The organism is Salinarchaeum sp. IM2453 (assembly GCF_019693215.1).
Classification (GTDB): domain Archaea; phylum Halobacteriota; class Halobacteria; order Halobacteriales; family Salinarchaeaceae; genus IM2453.
Map to the genome: position 1 here is coordinate 2,510,134 of NZ_CP081183.1, position 14,963 is coordinate 2,525,096.

16 protein-coding genes are annotated in these 14,963 nt (G+C 48.0%); 15 read left to right on the plus strand and 1 reads right to left on the minus strand.

Features of this window, described 5'->3' with window-relative positions:
- The first annotated feature begins 1,003 nt into the window (after positions 1-1,003).
- The 12 genes from K0C01_RS11935 (at position 1,004) to K0C01_RS11990 (ending at position 11,576) form a co-directional block, all read left to right on the plus strand.
- The gene (locus tag K0C01_RS11935; RefSeq protein ID WP_221169916.1) at positions 1,004-2,254 is read left to right on the plus strand and encodes an urea ABC transporter substrate-binding protein; all 1,251 of its coding nucleotides are present in this window, start codon (positions 1,004-1,006) and stop codon (positions 2,252-2,254) included.
- Between the two features lie 33 nt (positions 2,255-2,287).
- Positions 2,288-3,205, plus strand: a complete 918-nt coding sequence (gene urtB / locus K0C01_RS11940) for an urea ABC transporter, permease protein UrtB (RefSeq protein WP_221169917.1) — start codon at positions 2,288-2,290, stop codon at positions 3,203-3,205.
- Positions 3,202-4,317: an ABC transporter permease subunit gene (locus K0C01_RS11945; protein ID WP_221169918.1), complete on the plus strand. Its 1,116-nt coding sequence runs from the start codon at positions 3,202-3,204 to the stop codon at positions 4,315-4,317. The genes urtB and K0C01_RS11945 overlap by 4 nt, the downstream gene beginning before the upstream one ends.
- 69 nt (positions 4,318-4,386) lie before the next feature.
- Positions 4,387-5,160, plus strand: coding sequence for an ABC transporter ATP-binding protein (locus K0C01_RS11950; RefSeq protein ID WP_221169919.1), 774 nt, complete (start codon positions 4,387-4,389; stop codon positions 5,158-5,160).
- Positions 5,157-5,855, plus strand: coding sequence for an ABC transporter ATP-binding protein (locus K0C01_RS11955; RefSeq protein WP_221169920.1), 699 nt, complete (start codon positions 5,157-5,159; stop codon positions 5,853-5,855). Before K0C01_RS11950 ends, K0C01_RS11955 begins: the two co-directional genes overlap by 4 nt.
- Before the next feature lie 303 nt (positions 5,856-6,158).
- Complete coding sequence (locus tag K0C01_RS11960; RefSeq protein ID WP_221169921.1) at positions 6,159-6,560, plus strand: urease subunit beta; 402 nt, start codon at positions 6,159-6,161, stop codon at positions 6,558-6,560.
- The gene (gene ureC, locus K0C01_RS11965) at positions 6,557-8,257 is read left to right on the plus strand and encodes an urease subunit alpha (RefSeq protein WP_221169922.1); all 1,701 of its coding nucleotides are present in this window, start codon (positions 6,557-6,559) and stop codon (positions 8,255-8,257) included. The genes K0C01_RS11960 and ureC overlap by 4 nt, the downstream gene beginning before the upstream one ends.
- A gap of 12 nt (positions 8,258-8,269) precedes the next feature.
- Complete coding sequence (locus tag K0C01_RS11970) at positions 8,270-8,641, plus strand: urease subunit gamma (RefSeq protein WP_221169923.1); 372 nt, start codon at positions 8,270-8,272, stop codon at positions 8,639-8,641.
- On the plus strand, positions 8,638-9,285 hold the full coding sequence (ureG, locus tag K0C01_RS11975) for an urease accessory protein UreG (RefSeq protein WP_221169924.1): 648 nt from the start codon (positions 8,638-8,640) through the stop codon (positions 9,283-9,285). The genes K0C01_RS11970 and ureG overlap by 4 nt, the downstream gene beginning before the upstream one ends.
- An 8-nt stretch (positions 9,286-9,293) precedes the next feature.
- Entirely contained in the window at positions 9,294-10,295 is a 1,002-nt protein-coding gene (locus K0C01_RS11980) for an urease accessory protein UreD (RefSeq protein WP_221169925.1), read from the plus strand.
- The gene (locus K0C01_RS11985) at positions 10,295-10,882 is read left to right on the plus strand and encodes an urease accessory protein UreE (protein WP_221169926.1); all 588 of its coding nucleotides are present in this window, start codon (positions 10,295-10,297) and stop codon (positions 10,880-10,882) included. Before K0C01_RS11980 ends, K0C01_RS11985 begins: the two co-directional genes overlap by 1 nt.
- Positions 10,848-11,576: an urease accessory protein UreF gene (locus K0C01_RS11990; RefSeq protein ID WP_255568304.1), complete on the plus strand. Its 729-nt coding sequence runs from the start codon at positions 10,848-10,850 to the stop codon at positions 11,574-11,576. The genes K0C01_RS11985 and K0C01_RS11990 overlap by 35 nt, the downstream gene beginning before the upstream one ends.
- Positions 11,577-11,781: 205 nt before the next feature.
- Here the strand turns inward: K0C01_RS11990 and K0C01_RS11995 are convergent, their stop codons facing one another.
- Positions 11,782-12,354: a DUF7344 domain-containing protein gene (locus K0C01_RS11995; RefSeq protein ID WP_221169927.1), complete on the minus strand. Its 573-nt coding sequence runs from the start codon at positions 12,352-12,354 to the stop codon at positions 11,782-11,784.
- A gap of 383 nt (positions 12,355-12,737) precedes the next feature.
- Between K0C01_RS11995 and K0C01_RS12000 the strand changes: the two genes are divergently transcribed.
- From K0C01_RS12000 to K0C01_RS12010, 3 genes are all read left to right on the plus strand, one after another.
- Entirely contained in the window at positions 12,738-12,917 is a 180-nt protein-coding gene (locus K0C01_RS12000) for a hypothetical protein (RefSeq protein ID WP_221169928.1), read from the plus strand.
- A 121-nt stretch (positions 12,918-13,038) separates the two neighbouring features.
- Complete coding sequence (locus tag K0C01_RS12005) at positions 13,039-13,920, plus strand: S24/S26 family peptidase (protein ID WP_221169929.1); 882 nt, start codon at positions 13,039-13,041, stop codon at positions 13,918-13,920.
- Positions 13,917-14,937, plus strand: a protein-coding gene (locus K0C01_RS12010) for an IS630 family transposase (protein WP_221169930.1) whose coding sequence is annotated in 2 segments (ribosomal slippage) — positions 13,917-14,417 and positions 14,419-14,937 — 1,020 coding nt in all. Because the reading frame shifts where the segments join, the coding sequence is not laid out codon by codon here. Before K0C01_RS12005 ends, K0C01_RS12010 begins: the two co-directional genes overlap by 4 nt.
- Positions 14,938-14,963 lie beyond the last annotated feature (26 nt).

Consider the following 14,963-nt stretch of genomic DNA (forward strand, 5'->3'; position numbering starts at 1 on the left):
ACCGCCCGACAACTCCCGTCTCACGCCCACTGGACGGTGTTGAGAGGAGTCGCATTTCCAAACTATCCAACGACCAGCAAAGGAAATGAGGTCTTCATTTCCATACTTTGAGAGGTCGTTTTCTGGTTGTTGTCAGTGTATTATAGCTTGAAAATCTTAAATTTGTATAATATTTCGACGGCATTCACCCTCGGGGGCAAGTGGTTCGAGACGCAAAGCGTCTCGTCATCATGGAAATCTCCGATTTCCAAACGACCCCGAGACACTCTGCCTGCTTCTCTGTAGATTGCGCCCAAAGAGGTAGGAATCCATTCAGTCTGCACGGCGTAGAGAGTGACCTGTATTAACCCGATCCCCACCATTATCACCCCAATAATAGTCTTTAGTCGTCCAGACATCGTAGTACGTACATTTCGAACGCCACCTAATTATCCTCTGCTTCCAGTGCGAGTGCAAAAACGCGGTTTGGCCGATATGCGCCTTCTGTCCTACATACCATTCGTATTTGTTACTTTTTCACCGCACAGTTCGTAGACTAACTGACTGGGTGATTCATTAGGGAGTTCTGAAACCAACCACTTTGTGGACTGTTCTATGACACCCTAATAGATAACGTTTATCGCAGGCAGACGTCTCGCGATTGATGGGCTACCAGTCGAATGCCCCCAGGTCAGGGACGGTGAATGCGACTGGTCAGGCCAGACCCCCCGTGTTCAATGGGGAAAACAGGGGTCCGCTGGCAAGCATCGAAGGGCCCCAAGCAGTTGACGCAGAACATCCACGTGTCAATGATAGCAGATCGTGTATAATTACCTTATATTGTAATTGTACATTTGCATACCTATGAAAGTCTGAATATATATCCACAAAAGCATTTTATACCATAAGTCAGACTAACTGATGTCGTCAATGAATGGACAAACGGTATCTGTTAATAGTTTAGTTTGTACAAATGGTCAAAAGTTTTCTGTAGTCGTAGCTTCTGCTGGGGGTGTCTCCTCTTATGTCTGATTTTACTCGACGTTCGTTCGTTGCAGGAGTTGGGGGCGCAAGTATTGCAGGCGCGAGTGGGTGTCTTGGTGTTCTCGGAGGCGATGACGGCCCAACGGTTGGAGTTCTTGAGGATCGAACTGGTGAATTCCAACTCAATGGAACGCCAAAATGGCAGGCAACGTTATTGGCAATTGAAGAGATTAACGAGAACGGTGGCATATTAGGTGAGGAAATCAATGTTGAAGACCCAGATCCACAGTCAGATAACAATCGATACCGAGATTTGACTGAACGGCTCATCTACCAAGATGAAGTTGATGCGCTGTGGGCAGGATACTCAAGTGCAAGTCGAGAGGCAATTCGGGATATCATCAACGATGAAGATCAACTGTATTTCTACACGACTCAATATGAAGGCGGAGTAGCGGACGATACCATCTTTCCTGTCGGAGCTACAGCTCGTCAACAACTTGGAGCCGTGACGCCGTATATGGCAGACGAGTTCGGTGATGATATTTACATCATCGCTGCTGACTACAACTTCGGTCAGCTTTCCGGAGATTGGGTAAACGTCTACGCCAAGGAAAATGGCTACAATATTGTCGGTGAGGAATACATCCCACTCGGTGAAACTGAGTTTTCATCTGTGATTAATAATATTCAGGATGCTGATCCAGACTTCATCATGTCGATGCTGGTGGGGAACAACCATGAATCATTCTACGAACAGCGAGACGAAGCAGGACTTGACATTCCAATTGGCAGCTCTACGACGCTCGCTCAGGGGCATGAGCACCTTCGATATGATCCAACTGCGCTGACAGATGTATACGTTGGAGTGAATTACATGGAAGAACTCCCATCAGATCGAAATGAAGACTTCGTCGATCGGTTCTACGATGAGTATCCAGATGCAGATTACTTGAACCAAGAGGCACAGAACAATTACTTCTCGGTGTACATGTGGAAAGAGGCAGTCGAAGAAGCCGGCACATTTGATCAAGACGATGTAATCGAAGTGCTTGAGGATGGTATGGAGGTTGAAGCGCCGGAAGGCGACATTGAACTTGATGGTGCAACCCACCACATGACCCATCGCATGCGGGTAGCACATTGCGATGAGAATCATGACATCTCATTTGACGCAGAACAGCTAATTGAGCCAACCTTCCTCCGCGAAGAGATTGGTGTTGACCTGCGTGAAGAGTCGCTAACAACCCAGTACGAACCAACTGATGTGTACGACATAGACGATGTGTAACAGTAATATTCGACATAATAGAGGTGAAAAACAATGTATGGGTCAACAATACTTGTAATCGACGGGGTTTCAGAACTCGTCGCTTTCGTATTCCAATATCTCAACCGATTTGCCTTTATTGCACTTGCAGCAGTTGGACTCGCCATTATTTTTGGTATGATGGGTGTGATTAATCTTGCACATGGCGAGTTCATTATAATTGGTATGTATGGAACGGCTCTTACCTATCACTCTGGAGTACCCTTACCGCTGGCAATGGTTGCTGGTGTGATTGTAACTGCTGTCTTTGGAGTTATTATTGAACGAACTGTAATTCGGCACCTATATGACCGACTGCTTGATTCCATGGTTGCGACATGGGGTCTTGGACTGGTGATCAGTCAGTTACTGTTGATTATCTTTGGATCAAGTCTATCGAGTATTTCAATGCCAATGGGTGGAATCTCATACGGTGGTTATTCCGCAACCACCTATGAGACTGTATTTCTGCCAGCGATGGTCATTGCGATTCTGATCGTGCTGTATGTCATATTCACGCGAACAGAGTTTGGCGTCAAGGCCAGAGCGACAATCGACGACCCTGAGACAGCCCGGGCGATGGGTGTCGATACTGATCGAATGTATGCTATTACATTCGGAATTGGAGCTGGGCTTGCCGGAGCGGCTGGGGCACTTGCTGCCCCAACACTGTCAATTACGCCAGATCAAGGGAGTGTGTTCCTGCTTGAGGCGTTCGTTGCTGTAGTTGTTGGAGGGCCGTCTGTGATCATTGGAACCCTGTCTGCCGCAGGTGTGCTCGGATTCTTCCATGCTCTGTTCACCAATATGTATGGGACCTTCATAGGACAGATGGCAATGCTCATTGTTGCGATTATCGCCCTGCGAGTACTTCCTGACGGAATCACTGGATACGTCGAAAAACTACGTGAGCGACGGAGTGAATCATCATGACCAAGACACAATCGATCACAGGCAAAATCAAACACGCACTGTCGTTGATTACCGGCCCCAATACCTACGGGAATACGAAGTTGTTCTGGGGAGCATTTGCCATTGCAGTAGCAATGTTGCTGCTGTACCCACAGTTTACAAACCCATGGGCAGTCAACAACATGGCCCGGTACTTTACGCTCGCATTTCTGGCATTGAGCCTTGCTGTTATCTGGGGATTCAGCGGAATTTTGAGTTTCGGACAGGTAGCGTTCTTTGGGATTGCGGGATACGCGTTTGGCGTTGTCACGTTCAATTATGGATCTGCGACGGGAATTACGGCTGCAATATTTGTTGCTGTCTTCGTCGGAACGCTGTTCTCGTTAATTCTTGGATATTTCATGTTCTACGGCGGTGTTCGCGATGTGTACGTAACGATTATCACACTCGTTGTTGCAATAGTGCTGTACACATTCATGTCACAGACGGCCGGCAGTGAGTGGGCTATCGGTGATGCCAGACTCGGAGGATACAATGGAATGCCAGGAATTACAGATATTACACTTGGCATCGGCGAAGCCGGCTTTGTACTTGAGGGTAACCGGTTCTACTATGCGACACTGTTGACGTTAATCGGAGTGTATCTCTTGCTCCGTATCCTTGTGAATAGTTCATACGGGATGACAATGGTTGCAATTCGAGAGGATGAGCAACGAACAGCAACATTTGGATACAATGTCACGTTCATCAAGCTCATGGTATTTACTCTCGGAGGTGCAATTGCATCACTTGGCGGTGTTTTCTATGTTAGCTGGGGGAACTACATCGATCCCAGTGTGTTCTCGATAACATTTGCTGCCTTACCTGTTGTATGGGTCACAGTTGGTGGACGAGATTCACTCATCGGAGCCATTGCAGCAACGATTATTATTGAGCGCATCTCAACCGAGTTGGCAGCAACAGGGACGGAGTGGGCACTAGTGCTTGTTGGTGGACTGATGATGTTCGTGATTCTGGTGATGCCAGCTGGTGCTGCACAATATGTCGATCGTGCTGTTGGGTATATCACACGTTCAATATCAGACGATTCCGGCTCAATTCGAAATATTCGAGAGGAGATCAATGATGACTAACAGCAATTCAGTACAACAAAATGTAGCACCGGGTTATCAACCGCATGCCATCTTAGGAGGTGTTATCCGATGAGTTCCGCTAGCGACATCTCTGTCAAGAAGAAACCAGCCGTTGCAGCGACTGGTGAATCTCGTGATACATTATTAGCAACCGATGGGCTGACAAAACATTTTGGAGGACTAACAGCCGTTGATGATGTTGATTTTACGATTGATGAAGGTGAGCTTCGGTGCTTGATCGGGCCGAACGGTGCTGGTAAAAGCACATTCATGAATCTGATTGTCGGAGAGCTCACACCGAGTGATGGACGAATATTCTTTGACGGCCGGGATTTAACCGACCAGTCAACCCACGAGCGCATTGACGCTGGCATTAGTGTCAAGTTTCAGTCTCCACACGTGTACTCTGACCTTACGGTAAAACAGAATTTACAGATCCCGCTGCAGCGACTTGATCGTGATACTTCAACAACGATAGAACAAACGCTTGATCAGATTGATCTCGCTGATGTAGCTGATACAGCTGCAGGAGATCTCTCACATGGACAACAACAGCGACTGGAGATTGGAATGGCCACAACGCTTGATCCAAAGCTGCTTTTACTTGACGAACCAGTTGCTGGAATGTCAATTGAAGAAACACAACAGGTTGGGGATTTACTACTGACACTGAACGAACAGGGAATTGCACTCCTCGTTATCGAGCATGACATGGAGTTTGTGAGTCAAGTATCAGATAAGGTCACGGTATTAAATGAGGGTGCAATCTTCCGACAAGGGCCGATCGAAGAAATTGAATCTGATCCCGATGTGCAACGCATTTATCTGGGTGATGACGCATGAGCCTTGCTGTCTCAAATCTTGCTGCAGGCTACGGAGAAACCCCGATTATTCGGGAGGTGAATTGTACAATTGAGTCGGGAGAAATCGTCGGTATTATCGGGAAAAACGGTGTCGGAAAAACCACGCTGCTGAAGACGATTATGGGACTTCTGTCACCAGACCAAGGATCTGTTTTGCTCCATGACGAGGAGATAACCAGTATGTCGGCAGATGATATTGCCAAACGAGGCGTAGGATATGTCCCACAAGGCAGAGATGTTTTTTCTGGGCTATCTGTTGAAGAAAACCTCCTGATTGGAACTTCGGTCGGGGCTGGTGATACGACGCTCTATGATCGGGTGTACGAATACTTCCCGATCCTCGAGGAACGCGCGGATCAAGACGCTGAAACGCTCAGTGGTGGACAACAACAGATGCTCGCGATTGGTCGAGCGCTCGTTGGCAATCCTGACATTATGATTGTTGATGAACCATCTGAAGGTGTCCAGCCGTCGATTGTTCAATCTATCAGTGATAACCTTCGGCAGATCAATACTGAGATCGACACGACCATCTTGTTTGTCGAACAAAACTTGTCTGTCATTCAGACACTCGCAGATCGATGTTACGCGATGGAGAAGGGAACAATTGTAGAAGAGATTCCACGAGCTGAGCTTGATAATACTGATCGGCTTAGGCAGCACCTTGTTGTCTAAGTTCGCTTAGTCTGTCAGGCTCTTTTTTATCTGATTGTTGACGGAGAGAATCAATTGAGCTCTGCGTAACACTGCTTATGCATCTCTCAATTTTGCTCGATCTTGACATATGTGTATCAATTACAACATACAATATATTTTGCTTGCATTCGAGCAGAACCCAATGAGAAAATACGACAAGTATCCGGTTTTATTCCCGCACCAAACAAAATTTTCGTGCAACTTTACCCTTATTTCTGGACCAGCGAATTAACTCAACATGTATCGAAATTCCATGACTGTAGTTTCTTGTGGTGATCTTCTGTGACTAATTTTATACCTGGTGAAGTGATCCTTGCAGATGATCCTATAGAGATCAATGCAGGGAGAAAAACAATTACACTGACTGTTGAGAATACCGGTGACCGCCCTATTCAGGTCGGGTCACACTTTCATTTCTTTGAGGTCAATCCTGCACTAGCGTTTGATCGTACGAAGGCACTGGGATATCGACTTAATATACCGGCAGGCACAGCAGTTCGGTTTGAGCCGGGACAACAGCAAGACGTGACACTGGTTTCTATTGGCGGAAATCGGATAATCAGAGGCATGGCAGGGCTGGTCGACGGACCGGTTGATGACCCAGATGTTCGAGAACAAGCAATTGAACGGGCACGTGAACAGGGCTATTTTGCACACCATCGTGATCAGGAGGCTGAGAAATGAGTCGTCGTCTCAATCGATCAGAATACACGGACTTGTATGGAGCAACAGTTGGCGACCAAATCCGTCTTGGTGACACAGCACTGCTCGCTGAGATTGAAGCAGACCACACTGTACCAGGTGAGGAAGCTGTCTTTGGCGGAGGGAAGACAATGCGCGACGGGATGGGTATGCAACCGACGACAACACAGAGTGATGGCGCGCTTGACTGGGTATTTACCAATGTTGTCGTGATTGATCCAGTGCTGGGCATCGAAAAGGGAGACCTAGGTGTTCGTGATGGACAGATTGTCGGATTTGGAAAGGCAGGCAATCCTGACACAATGGATGACGTCGACATGGTTATCGGGCCCAGCACAGACACCGTACCTGCTGATGGATTAATTGCAACAGCCGGTGCCCTCGACATCCATGTGCATTTTAATAGTCCACAATTGGTCGATCATGCACTATCCAGTGGTATTACAACGATGTTTGGTGGTGGCTTTGGTGGCGGAGCAACAACCTGTACGCCAGGGCCGCGGAATATCCGTCGGTTTTACCAGGCAACAGATGACTGGCCAGTCAACGTTGGATTCTATGGTAAGGGCAACTCCAGCGCAAAACCAGCGATCACTGAACAAATTGAGGCGGGCGTTGTCGGACTGAAATTGCATGAGGACTGGGGATCAACACCAGCCGCGATTGATACCTGTCTTGAGGTTGCCGACGAGATGGACGTGCAAGTAGCAATTCATACTGATACACTGAACGAGTCCGGGTTTGTTGAAGAAACATTTGACGCAATTGACGGCCGGACAATTCACACGTTCCATATCGAAGGGGCTGGTGGGGGACATGCTCCAGATGTAATGGAACTAATCAAGTATGACCACATGCTGCCATCCTCGACAAACCCATCGATGCCGTATACCACAAACACGTTTGATGAGCATCTTGACATGGTGATGGTCTGTCATCACCTTGATCCAAATATTCCTGAAGATGTTGCGTTTGCTGAATCACGAATTCGATCTGAGACGATTGCAGCAGAAGATGTTCTCCATGATATGGGCGCAATTTCGATGATGACTTCAGACTCCCAAGCAATGGGACGGCAGGGCGAAGTAATCAGTCGGACTTGGCAGACAGCAAGCAAAATGAAACAACAGCGTGGTGAACTCGATTCCGATGGAGCTGGTGATAATCACCGAATTAAGCGGTATGTTGCAAAGTACACGATTAATCCAGCTCGCGTTGCTGGAATTGACACATACGTTGGCTCGCTTGAACCCGGAAAGCTTGCAGACATCGTACTCTGGGATCCGGGATTTTTCGGTATTAAACCAGACACAGTGTTCAAAGGTGGATTCCCAGTCCATAGCGAGATGGGTGAAGCAAACGGATCACTAATGACATGCGAACCAATCATGCAACGAAAACGTGCTGGTGCATATGGGCGTGCACGCAATGCCCTCTCGATGGCGTTTGTCAGCCAGCGCGCGCACGACCGAGGAATTGGAGATGTATATCAATTAGAATCGATGGTGATGCCGGTCAACGGGACTCGAGACGTGTCCAAAGACGACATGGCGTACAATGACTTCCAGCCAGAAAACATCGATATTGATCCACAGACGTTTGAAGTTGCGGTAGATGGAGAACCAGTGACGTGTGAGCCAGCCGATGATATTCCGCTTGCACAACGATATTTCCTCTGAGGTGATTACTACATGAAACTTACTCCAAAAGATCAGGAACGACTCACGATATTTACTGCAGCAGAGATGGCACGACGACGAAAAGCACGAGGGGTTCCGTTAAACCATCCTGAGGCAGTCGCATACATCTCTGACTGGGTATGTGAAGGCGCACGAGAAGGAAAGTCAGTTGCCACACTCCGGGAAGAAGCAACGCAGTTGTTGTCGCGTGAAGATGTCATGGATGGTGTTCCAGAGATGATCAACACAGTGCAGGTTGAGCCAGTGTTTCCGGATGGAACAAAGCTTGTGACAGTACACGATCCAATTCGGGCTGAGAACCCCGACCAGCTTGATGATGTTCCGACATACGACGTAACAGAACGTGGAGGTATTCAGTCATGAGCCCCGACCACCGGGACGTTGCGACAATCGGTATTGGCGGTCCTGTCGGATCGGGTAAGACCGCGCTTGTACAGGAACTTGTGCCAATTCTTGATCAACGGGGATACGATGTAGGTGTAATTGCCAACGATATTATGACACAGGAGGATGCTGATCGGCTACAGGAGTCATTTTCTGATCTCCTTCCCGAGGAACTCATTTCTGGGGTCGAAACCGGTGCATGTCCACACACAGGAATTCGGGAGGATCCATCGATGAATATTGCTGCAGTGAATGACTTTGTCGATCACGCCCCTGATCTTGATGCTGTAATCATCGAGTCCGGTGGCGATAACTTAGCCGCAACGTTTGATCCGGAACTGGCTGATTACTTTATATTTGTAATCTCGGTTGCCGAAGGAGACGACATCCCAAGAAAACGTGGGCCAGGTGTTGTTGAAGGAGACTTGCTTGTAATCAACAAAGTGGATCTTGCGGAGTATGTCGATGCGGATGTCGACCAAATGCTTGCTGATGCTGAAACAGTTCGAGATGGACCAACAGTCCTAACAAATTGTCGTGCCAGCGACGGAATCACAGCTGTAGCCGATCACATTGAAGAGTCTGCACTCTTTGGCCTTACTGGAACACAGGAGACGATTTAGCGCAAAAGATGTCATCGCCACATCAGTCTGAGATTGATCCTGAACTCGAAGATGAGGATACAGACGCAAGCATTCCAGCAGCATTTGAGGCGTACGCTGAAGAATCGCTGCCGAACGCGACCCCTCGCGGGCACGGGAAAGATGGAACACTCTTTGCGCGGTTTGCACGAACCGGATCCAAGACAAGACTTGTTCGTGATCGGTTTTCAGTTCCATTACACCTGACAGGCACACTGAGCCACGATCCGCTCGGACCAACGGCCTGCATTCAGGAACCAACCGGTGGCGTCACACATGGAGACCGACACGAGATTACAATCGATGCGATCGACGGGGCAACTGCTGTGGTCACAACACAATCAGCAACAAAAATCCACAGCATGCACAGCGATTATGCACACCTTGATACGACGATCACGGTTGATGAATCGTCATATCTTGAGTATTTACCCGGTGCAGTAATAGTGAACGAGGATGCCCGCTTACTACAGACAACAGAAATCAATTTGGCATCGACAAGTGTGTTGCTGACAACGGACATTTTCGCTCCAGATGGACTGTCAGCACATACACCATTTAGCTTCGAGCATTACCGGTCACAGATTGATGTTTATCAGGAGAACGCGCTTACATACACAGACGTTACGAATATTGAGCCTGACACAGCATCTGAGAATAACTACCCGCCTGCCCAATTTACTGCGGATAACCGGATTGGTACACTCTATATCTTTGCTCCAGATCCACTATCGGCAGCTCCAGTTGTTTCGGATCGGTGTAATTGCACGCTTGCTGATCTTGTCGAGCAAATTAGATCCTGTATACAGGATGGTAGTGATGATAACCCGGGGCTGACTGCTGGTGTTACGCGACTGCCAGCTGATGCTGGCATATGTGTGCGAGCCATTGGGGAGACAACTGATATGCTTCAGGGACTGTTCAGCGAAGTTCGGGAGTCATTCCGGCAGATAGCATTTGACATTTCGACGCCTACAGATCGGTGGTACTAATGCAAATCATCGAATCAATTAAAGGCAATATCCACGACGACCCAGAGCTTGCATCGACGTATGAACAACACCAGGAGGCTGGAACGGTTGACTATGCTGTCATTGACCCAGACGACCGCGTCAAATCACGACTTCGCGTAACGACGGCTGCTGGGATCGATCTCGGGATTGTTCCCGGGTCAAGAGAACTTCAGGATGGAGATGTGCTCTTACACGAGGATAGCCGAATGATTATCCTTCAGTTTGCTGAAGAGGAAGCGTTCGTTATTGACCTCCCCGAGGCGATATCGACTGACACAGCGATCAAGCTTGGCCATCGTATCGGGAATCAACACTGGGACCTTGCGGTCGAGGGCAACGCAGTGTACTTCCCAATGGAGGCTGATCGTGCGATCATCGAAGACGTGCTTGCAGAGGTAATACCCACAGCTGCTGAGACAAGAACTACGACGGTTGATCCATCAACATTTATCGATACGACGACAGCCAATCACGAGCATACAGACGATACACATAATCACAGCCACGATACCAGTGATCACCACCACAAACATGATCACGACCACACGAAAGACCATGACCACTGATACACACAATTTTCCGTCGTTACTTGTTGCATTTCGCCTCGCCGATTCGTTTCTCCCGCTCGGATCACATACCGCCTCGTATGGTATCGAGCAGTACCTCAATGAAGATCGAGTGGAAACAACAACTGATCTAACGTCGTTGATTGCTGATTATCTGCAATCAATGATCGGACCAACTGAGACGGTCGCACTGGCCTGCGCTCATCGGACAGTGAAAGATGATGTGCCATCTGAATTGCTCACAATTGATCAGCGGCTTCATGCAACTATTCTCCCGGCAGAGTTTCGAAAAAGTTCAGTGACGATTGGTGATCGACTGCTTTCCGTCTTCGCAACAACTGATAGCCTACCACCGGTTCTTGCCGAATTTTACCGTCGTGTCGACGATGAAAAAACACATGGACACTTTCCCGTTGTACTCGGAGCACTAACTGCGGCCAGTGGCATTGATCGGCAGATAGCGTGTCAGCTACATGGCTATATGTTTGTCACAGATGTTCTTGGCGCGGCACAACGCATTGGGCGGTTTGGACATACAGCAATTCAGCAAACGCTGGTTGATCTATTTCCGGATATTGCCGGGCTCAAACAGTACGCTGGTGCTGAGTTGTCTGATCTACACTCGTTTGCACCAATGGCCGAGATCATGGGTATGCGGCATGAAAATGCTGAACGACGACTGTTTATGAGCTAACAGCTGATCCATGTTGAGCTTACTACAAATTGACCTCCTCTAACCCCTAAAGGGGTGAGTTTTCGCCTCACCCTATCTATAATACAGCAATGGATGATAATCACACGTTGCTGCGGTTTTAGCTTGCAAAATAGATACTGTGCCGGTATAAACCGAGTTGTACCCGACACCCAACGAGATGAAATCTAACTGTTCTGTATGGCTTTTATTCTTCATCTGGCGGATTACCATCTGAGCCGATTTTCATCTGCTTTGAGAAGTAGGTGTGTGCAACAGAAGAGACAGCGAACGCAATGACGATGAAGAGCATGACGCCCACTTCAGGAATCACCGCAATTGGCCATGCACCAATCCAGTGAGCAGTCACCAGTGCTGCCGAGACAGCTGTGAGTCCGAGATAGTACTCGCTCCATGGTATCTCTCGGCCACGAACAACATCCAAGTAGATCTCGACATCTTCCATGGCTGGTGTTGGCTCGATGGTGCCTCGATCCTTGTTAAAATCGACAACGCCCGCATCGTCCATCTTTGGCAGATGAGACTGCTGTAAGGATGTATAGACACGCTTTCGTTGATCATATGAGATGTCTTCTACGGTTGTGTCGTTCTCAATAGCAGCAATCTCTTCGGCAAGGTCACCAATTTCAATTTGATCAGTTTCCGTCTGTCGAAGCGTGTGGACAGCGTGGCGGCGGCGTTGGTTGGAAAGAACATCAAAGATGTCCTCATCTGTAAGTTCTGGACTTGTACCCCCTGGTTGTACTTCCCCTGCCGACATTACTATCAATTGTATAACTCATGTATAATAAAATTGCGGGATTAACATATCTCTCTAAGTATATGACATATATAAAACGTTAACAGAACTATAATATCGATTATTATTCTTTAGAGATATTACTCGGTAGTCAATAAACGGCGAGGGTATAAGCTCTGATTAACGATAGCAAAATCCAGAAATTGGGTTCAAGTAGTGATTTCCATCCAGTAATTGCCCGGTAATATCCTGATAGTGATATTATCGAGCGTGTTATCGTAATAACACGAAAACCACCACCGTGAGTTGATATATAGTTCTTTGTTAAATATTAACCAGTCGCTACTCAGTATTCAATGAGTGCATAACTATGATATCGTACCGTATAAGCAATGGATAGAGCCATGAGTAACCAACCCGTTGATGCTGAAATCCCCGACTGTGCAACTGGCAATTCCGATACTGATGAGATCACAATCGCGTATCAGTATCTTGGAAAGGCTGCACAGGCGACAGACGAAGAAACAATTAAATTTTACGTGCGACAGGCCGGTCAATATCTCGTTGAATATGCTGACGAGTAACTGATGAATATTATACTATATTTGTACGGTCAAGGCCGGCAGTATTTTCAATCCATTATTTCTATATACCTGAACATGTTCTATTGTCATGTAACACTCCTGATGGAAGGGGGGAATTGAAATGGGTTGGGGTCGCAAGATTGGCTTCGGCATTCAGTTGTTTGTCCTATTTTTACTGGTATTATTATTCATTGGTAGCTATGTTGGCCAACCCATCCTCGTTAGTTATGTTGAGACGGATAGTATGGCCAACCCCCAGACAAGTGAGTTTGAGCCATATGAGATGGATGTCGGTGATGGATTCGTTGCTGTCCCGTCAGAATTAACCGGTGAGCCTGAACCGGGTGACGTTGTGGTATTCGAAGCTGAAGAGATTCAAGGTGGGGGACTGACGACACACTTGATCGTTGATGAGACCGATGCAGGCTATGTAACCCGGGGGATTAGCAACCCGTTTACTGATCAAGACGGGGGAGAACCCCACGTCCGTGAGCCGCAAATTAAAGCCGAAGCATTGCAGGTTGGTGGATCTGTGACAACGATTCCGCATCTCGGCACAGCAGTGATGGGCATCCAGAGTGGCATTGACTCATTCCAGCAGTGGCTTGCAGTGACGTTTGATACGCGGATGTTCTATGAGACACAGGGCCTCGCAATGGTTATTTTTGCCCTGTCGATTATGCTATACATTGCTGACCTAATTTTGTCAAGCAGGTCCGGACCTGATAAAGACCGAGATCGCCAAAAGTCTCGTGAAAGTGGTATCCAGTATACGTGGATTATTCTCGCATGTGCAGCGATTATCATGATTGCTGCCACAGCTGCAATGATTGTTCCGGGCGGAACTGATGAAATGGAGATCCTGAGTGCCGAGTTTGATTCAGATGATCCAGAGATCATCCAACAGGGCGAGACAGGTGACGTTCCCCGGTTTGCAACCAATGATGGGTATATACTCACCGACAGAGAAGCTAATAGTTTCGAGTCCAAAAGATGTGCATGACCAAACACGGCAACAAGATCCCGGGGGTGACTGTCGAACAAGTACGCGAGCAACTTGCTGAAGAGACTGACCCGAAAGCAATCAAACGATTAACTGTCGCACGAGAGTACCTTGACGGTCTTTCTCCTGCAGAAATTGAAACAAAGTACGGCTGGCACGAACGGACTGTCTACGGCTGGTTGAACCGCTTCGAAGAGCGCGGCTTCGAGGCCGCGCTCTACGATGCCAATCGGCCCGGACAAGATCCAGAATTAGCTGAAGACCAGTTCGAAGAGTTTGCTAAAACACTCCACCAACCGCCTGAAAAAGCAGGATACGATGAACCAGCATGGACTTCGAAACTGGCCCGTCAGTACCTCATCGAAGAGTACGACGTAGCGTACTCACTCCGTCATGTACAACGACTCATGAAGAAGGCCGAGGTTTCTTGGAAGAAACCACGGCCGGAGCCGTCTTCTGCTGATGAGGAAGAACTCGAACAGTACGACGAAGACCTCAAAAAAAGTCGGGAGACGTGACGAAGATACAACGGTCATCACGATTGATCAGTTTCGGAAAGCAGTTGGCGCAGATCTCACGTACGCGTGGTTTCCAGTTGGCGAGAGGCCGACCGTGGACGTGTCGGCCTCTCAAGATGGACTCAATTTTCTGGGAGCACTCACAGAGAACGGCGAGACCATGTTTTTGGAGTGTACTGGCTCGTTCACCAAGGAAGTCACCGTGCGGTTTTTCGAAGCGCTCCAGGCCAAGTTTGGTGAGAAACTCTTGATTGTGTTGGACAAAGGATCGTACTTCACAGCGAACAAAGTCAAGGAATTCGCGGAAGAAACGAAGATAGAACTTCTCTATCTTCCAACTGGAATGGCGAAGCTCAACCCAACAGAGGAGTGCTGGCGACAACTGAGATCAGCACTCGGCAACAGATACTTCGGAACGGTTGATGAGCTTCGTACTGGAATTCGATCAGCACTGGACACAATCAATCCGCCGGGAATCTATCAATATCTCTGTCGGTGAGTATATTCCTGCAGTTTCGTATCTCG

Coding starts and splice junctions, on each gene's coding strand:
- K0C01_RS11955 (WP_221169920.1), top strand. CDS start 5,157: ATGAGCCTTGCTGTCTCAAATCTTGCTGCAGGCTACGGAGAAACCCCG.
- K0C01_RS11970 (WP_221169923.1), top strand. CDS start 8,270: ATGAAACTTACTCCAAAAGATCAGGAACGACTCACGATATTTACTGCA.
- K0C01_RS11950 (WP_221169919.1), top strand. CDS start 4,387: ATGAGTTCCGCTAGCGACATCTCTGTCAAGAAGAAACCAGCCGTTGCA.
- K0C01_RS11995 (WP_221169927.1), bottom strand. CDS start 12,354: ATGTCGGCAGGGGAAGTACAACCAGGGGGTACAAGTCCAGAACTTACA.
- ureG (WP_221169924.1), top strand. CDS start 8,638: ATGAGCCCCGACCACCGGGACGTTGCGACAATCGGTATTGGCGGTCCT.
- K0C01_RS11935 (WP_221169916.1), top strand. CDS start 1,004: ATGTCTGATTTTACTCGACGTTCGTTCGTTGCAGGAGTTGGGGGCGCA.
- K0C01_RS11990 (WP_255568304.1), top strand. CDS start 10,848: ATGATCACGACCACACGAAAGACCATGACCACTGATACACACAATTTT.
- ureC (WP_221169922.1), top strand. CDS start 6,557: ATGAGTCGTCGTCTCAATCGATCAGAATACACGGACTTGTATGGAGCA.
- K0C01_RS11985 (WP_221169926.1), top strand. CDS start 10,295: ATGCAAATCATCGAATCAATTAAAGGCAATATCCACGACGACCCAGAG.
- K0C01_RS11945 (WP_221169918.1), top strand. CDS start 3,202: ATGACCAAGACACAATCGATCACAGGCAAAATCAAACACGCACTGTCG.
- K0C01_RS11980 (WP_221169925.1), top strand. CDS start 9,294: ATGTCATCGCCACATCAGTCTGAGATTGATCCTGAACTCGAAGATGAG.
- K0C01_RS12000 (WP_221169928.1), top strand. CDS start 12,738: ATGAGTAACCAACCCGTTGATGCTGAAATCCCCGACTGTGCAACTGGC.
- urtB (WP_221169917.1), top strand. CDS start 2,288: ATGTATGGGTCAACAATACTTGTAATCGACGGGGTTTCAGAACTCGTC.
- K0C01_RS12005 (WP_221169929.1), top strand. CDS start 13,039: ATGGGTTGGGGTCGCAAGATTGGCTTCGGCATTCAGTTGTTTGTCCTA.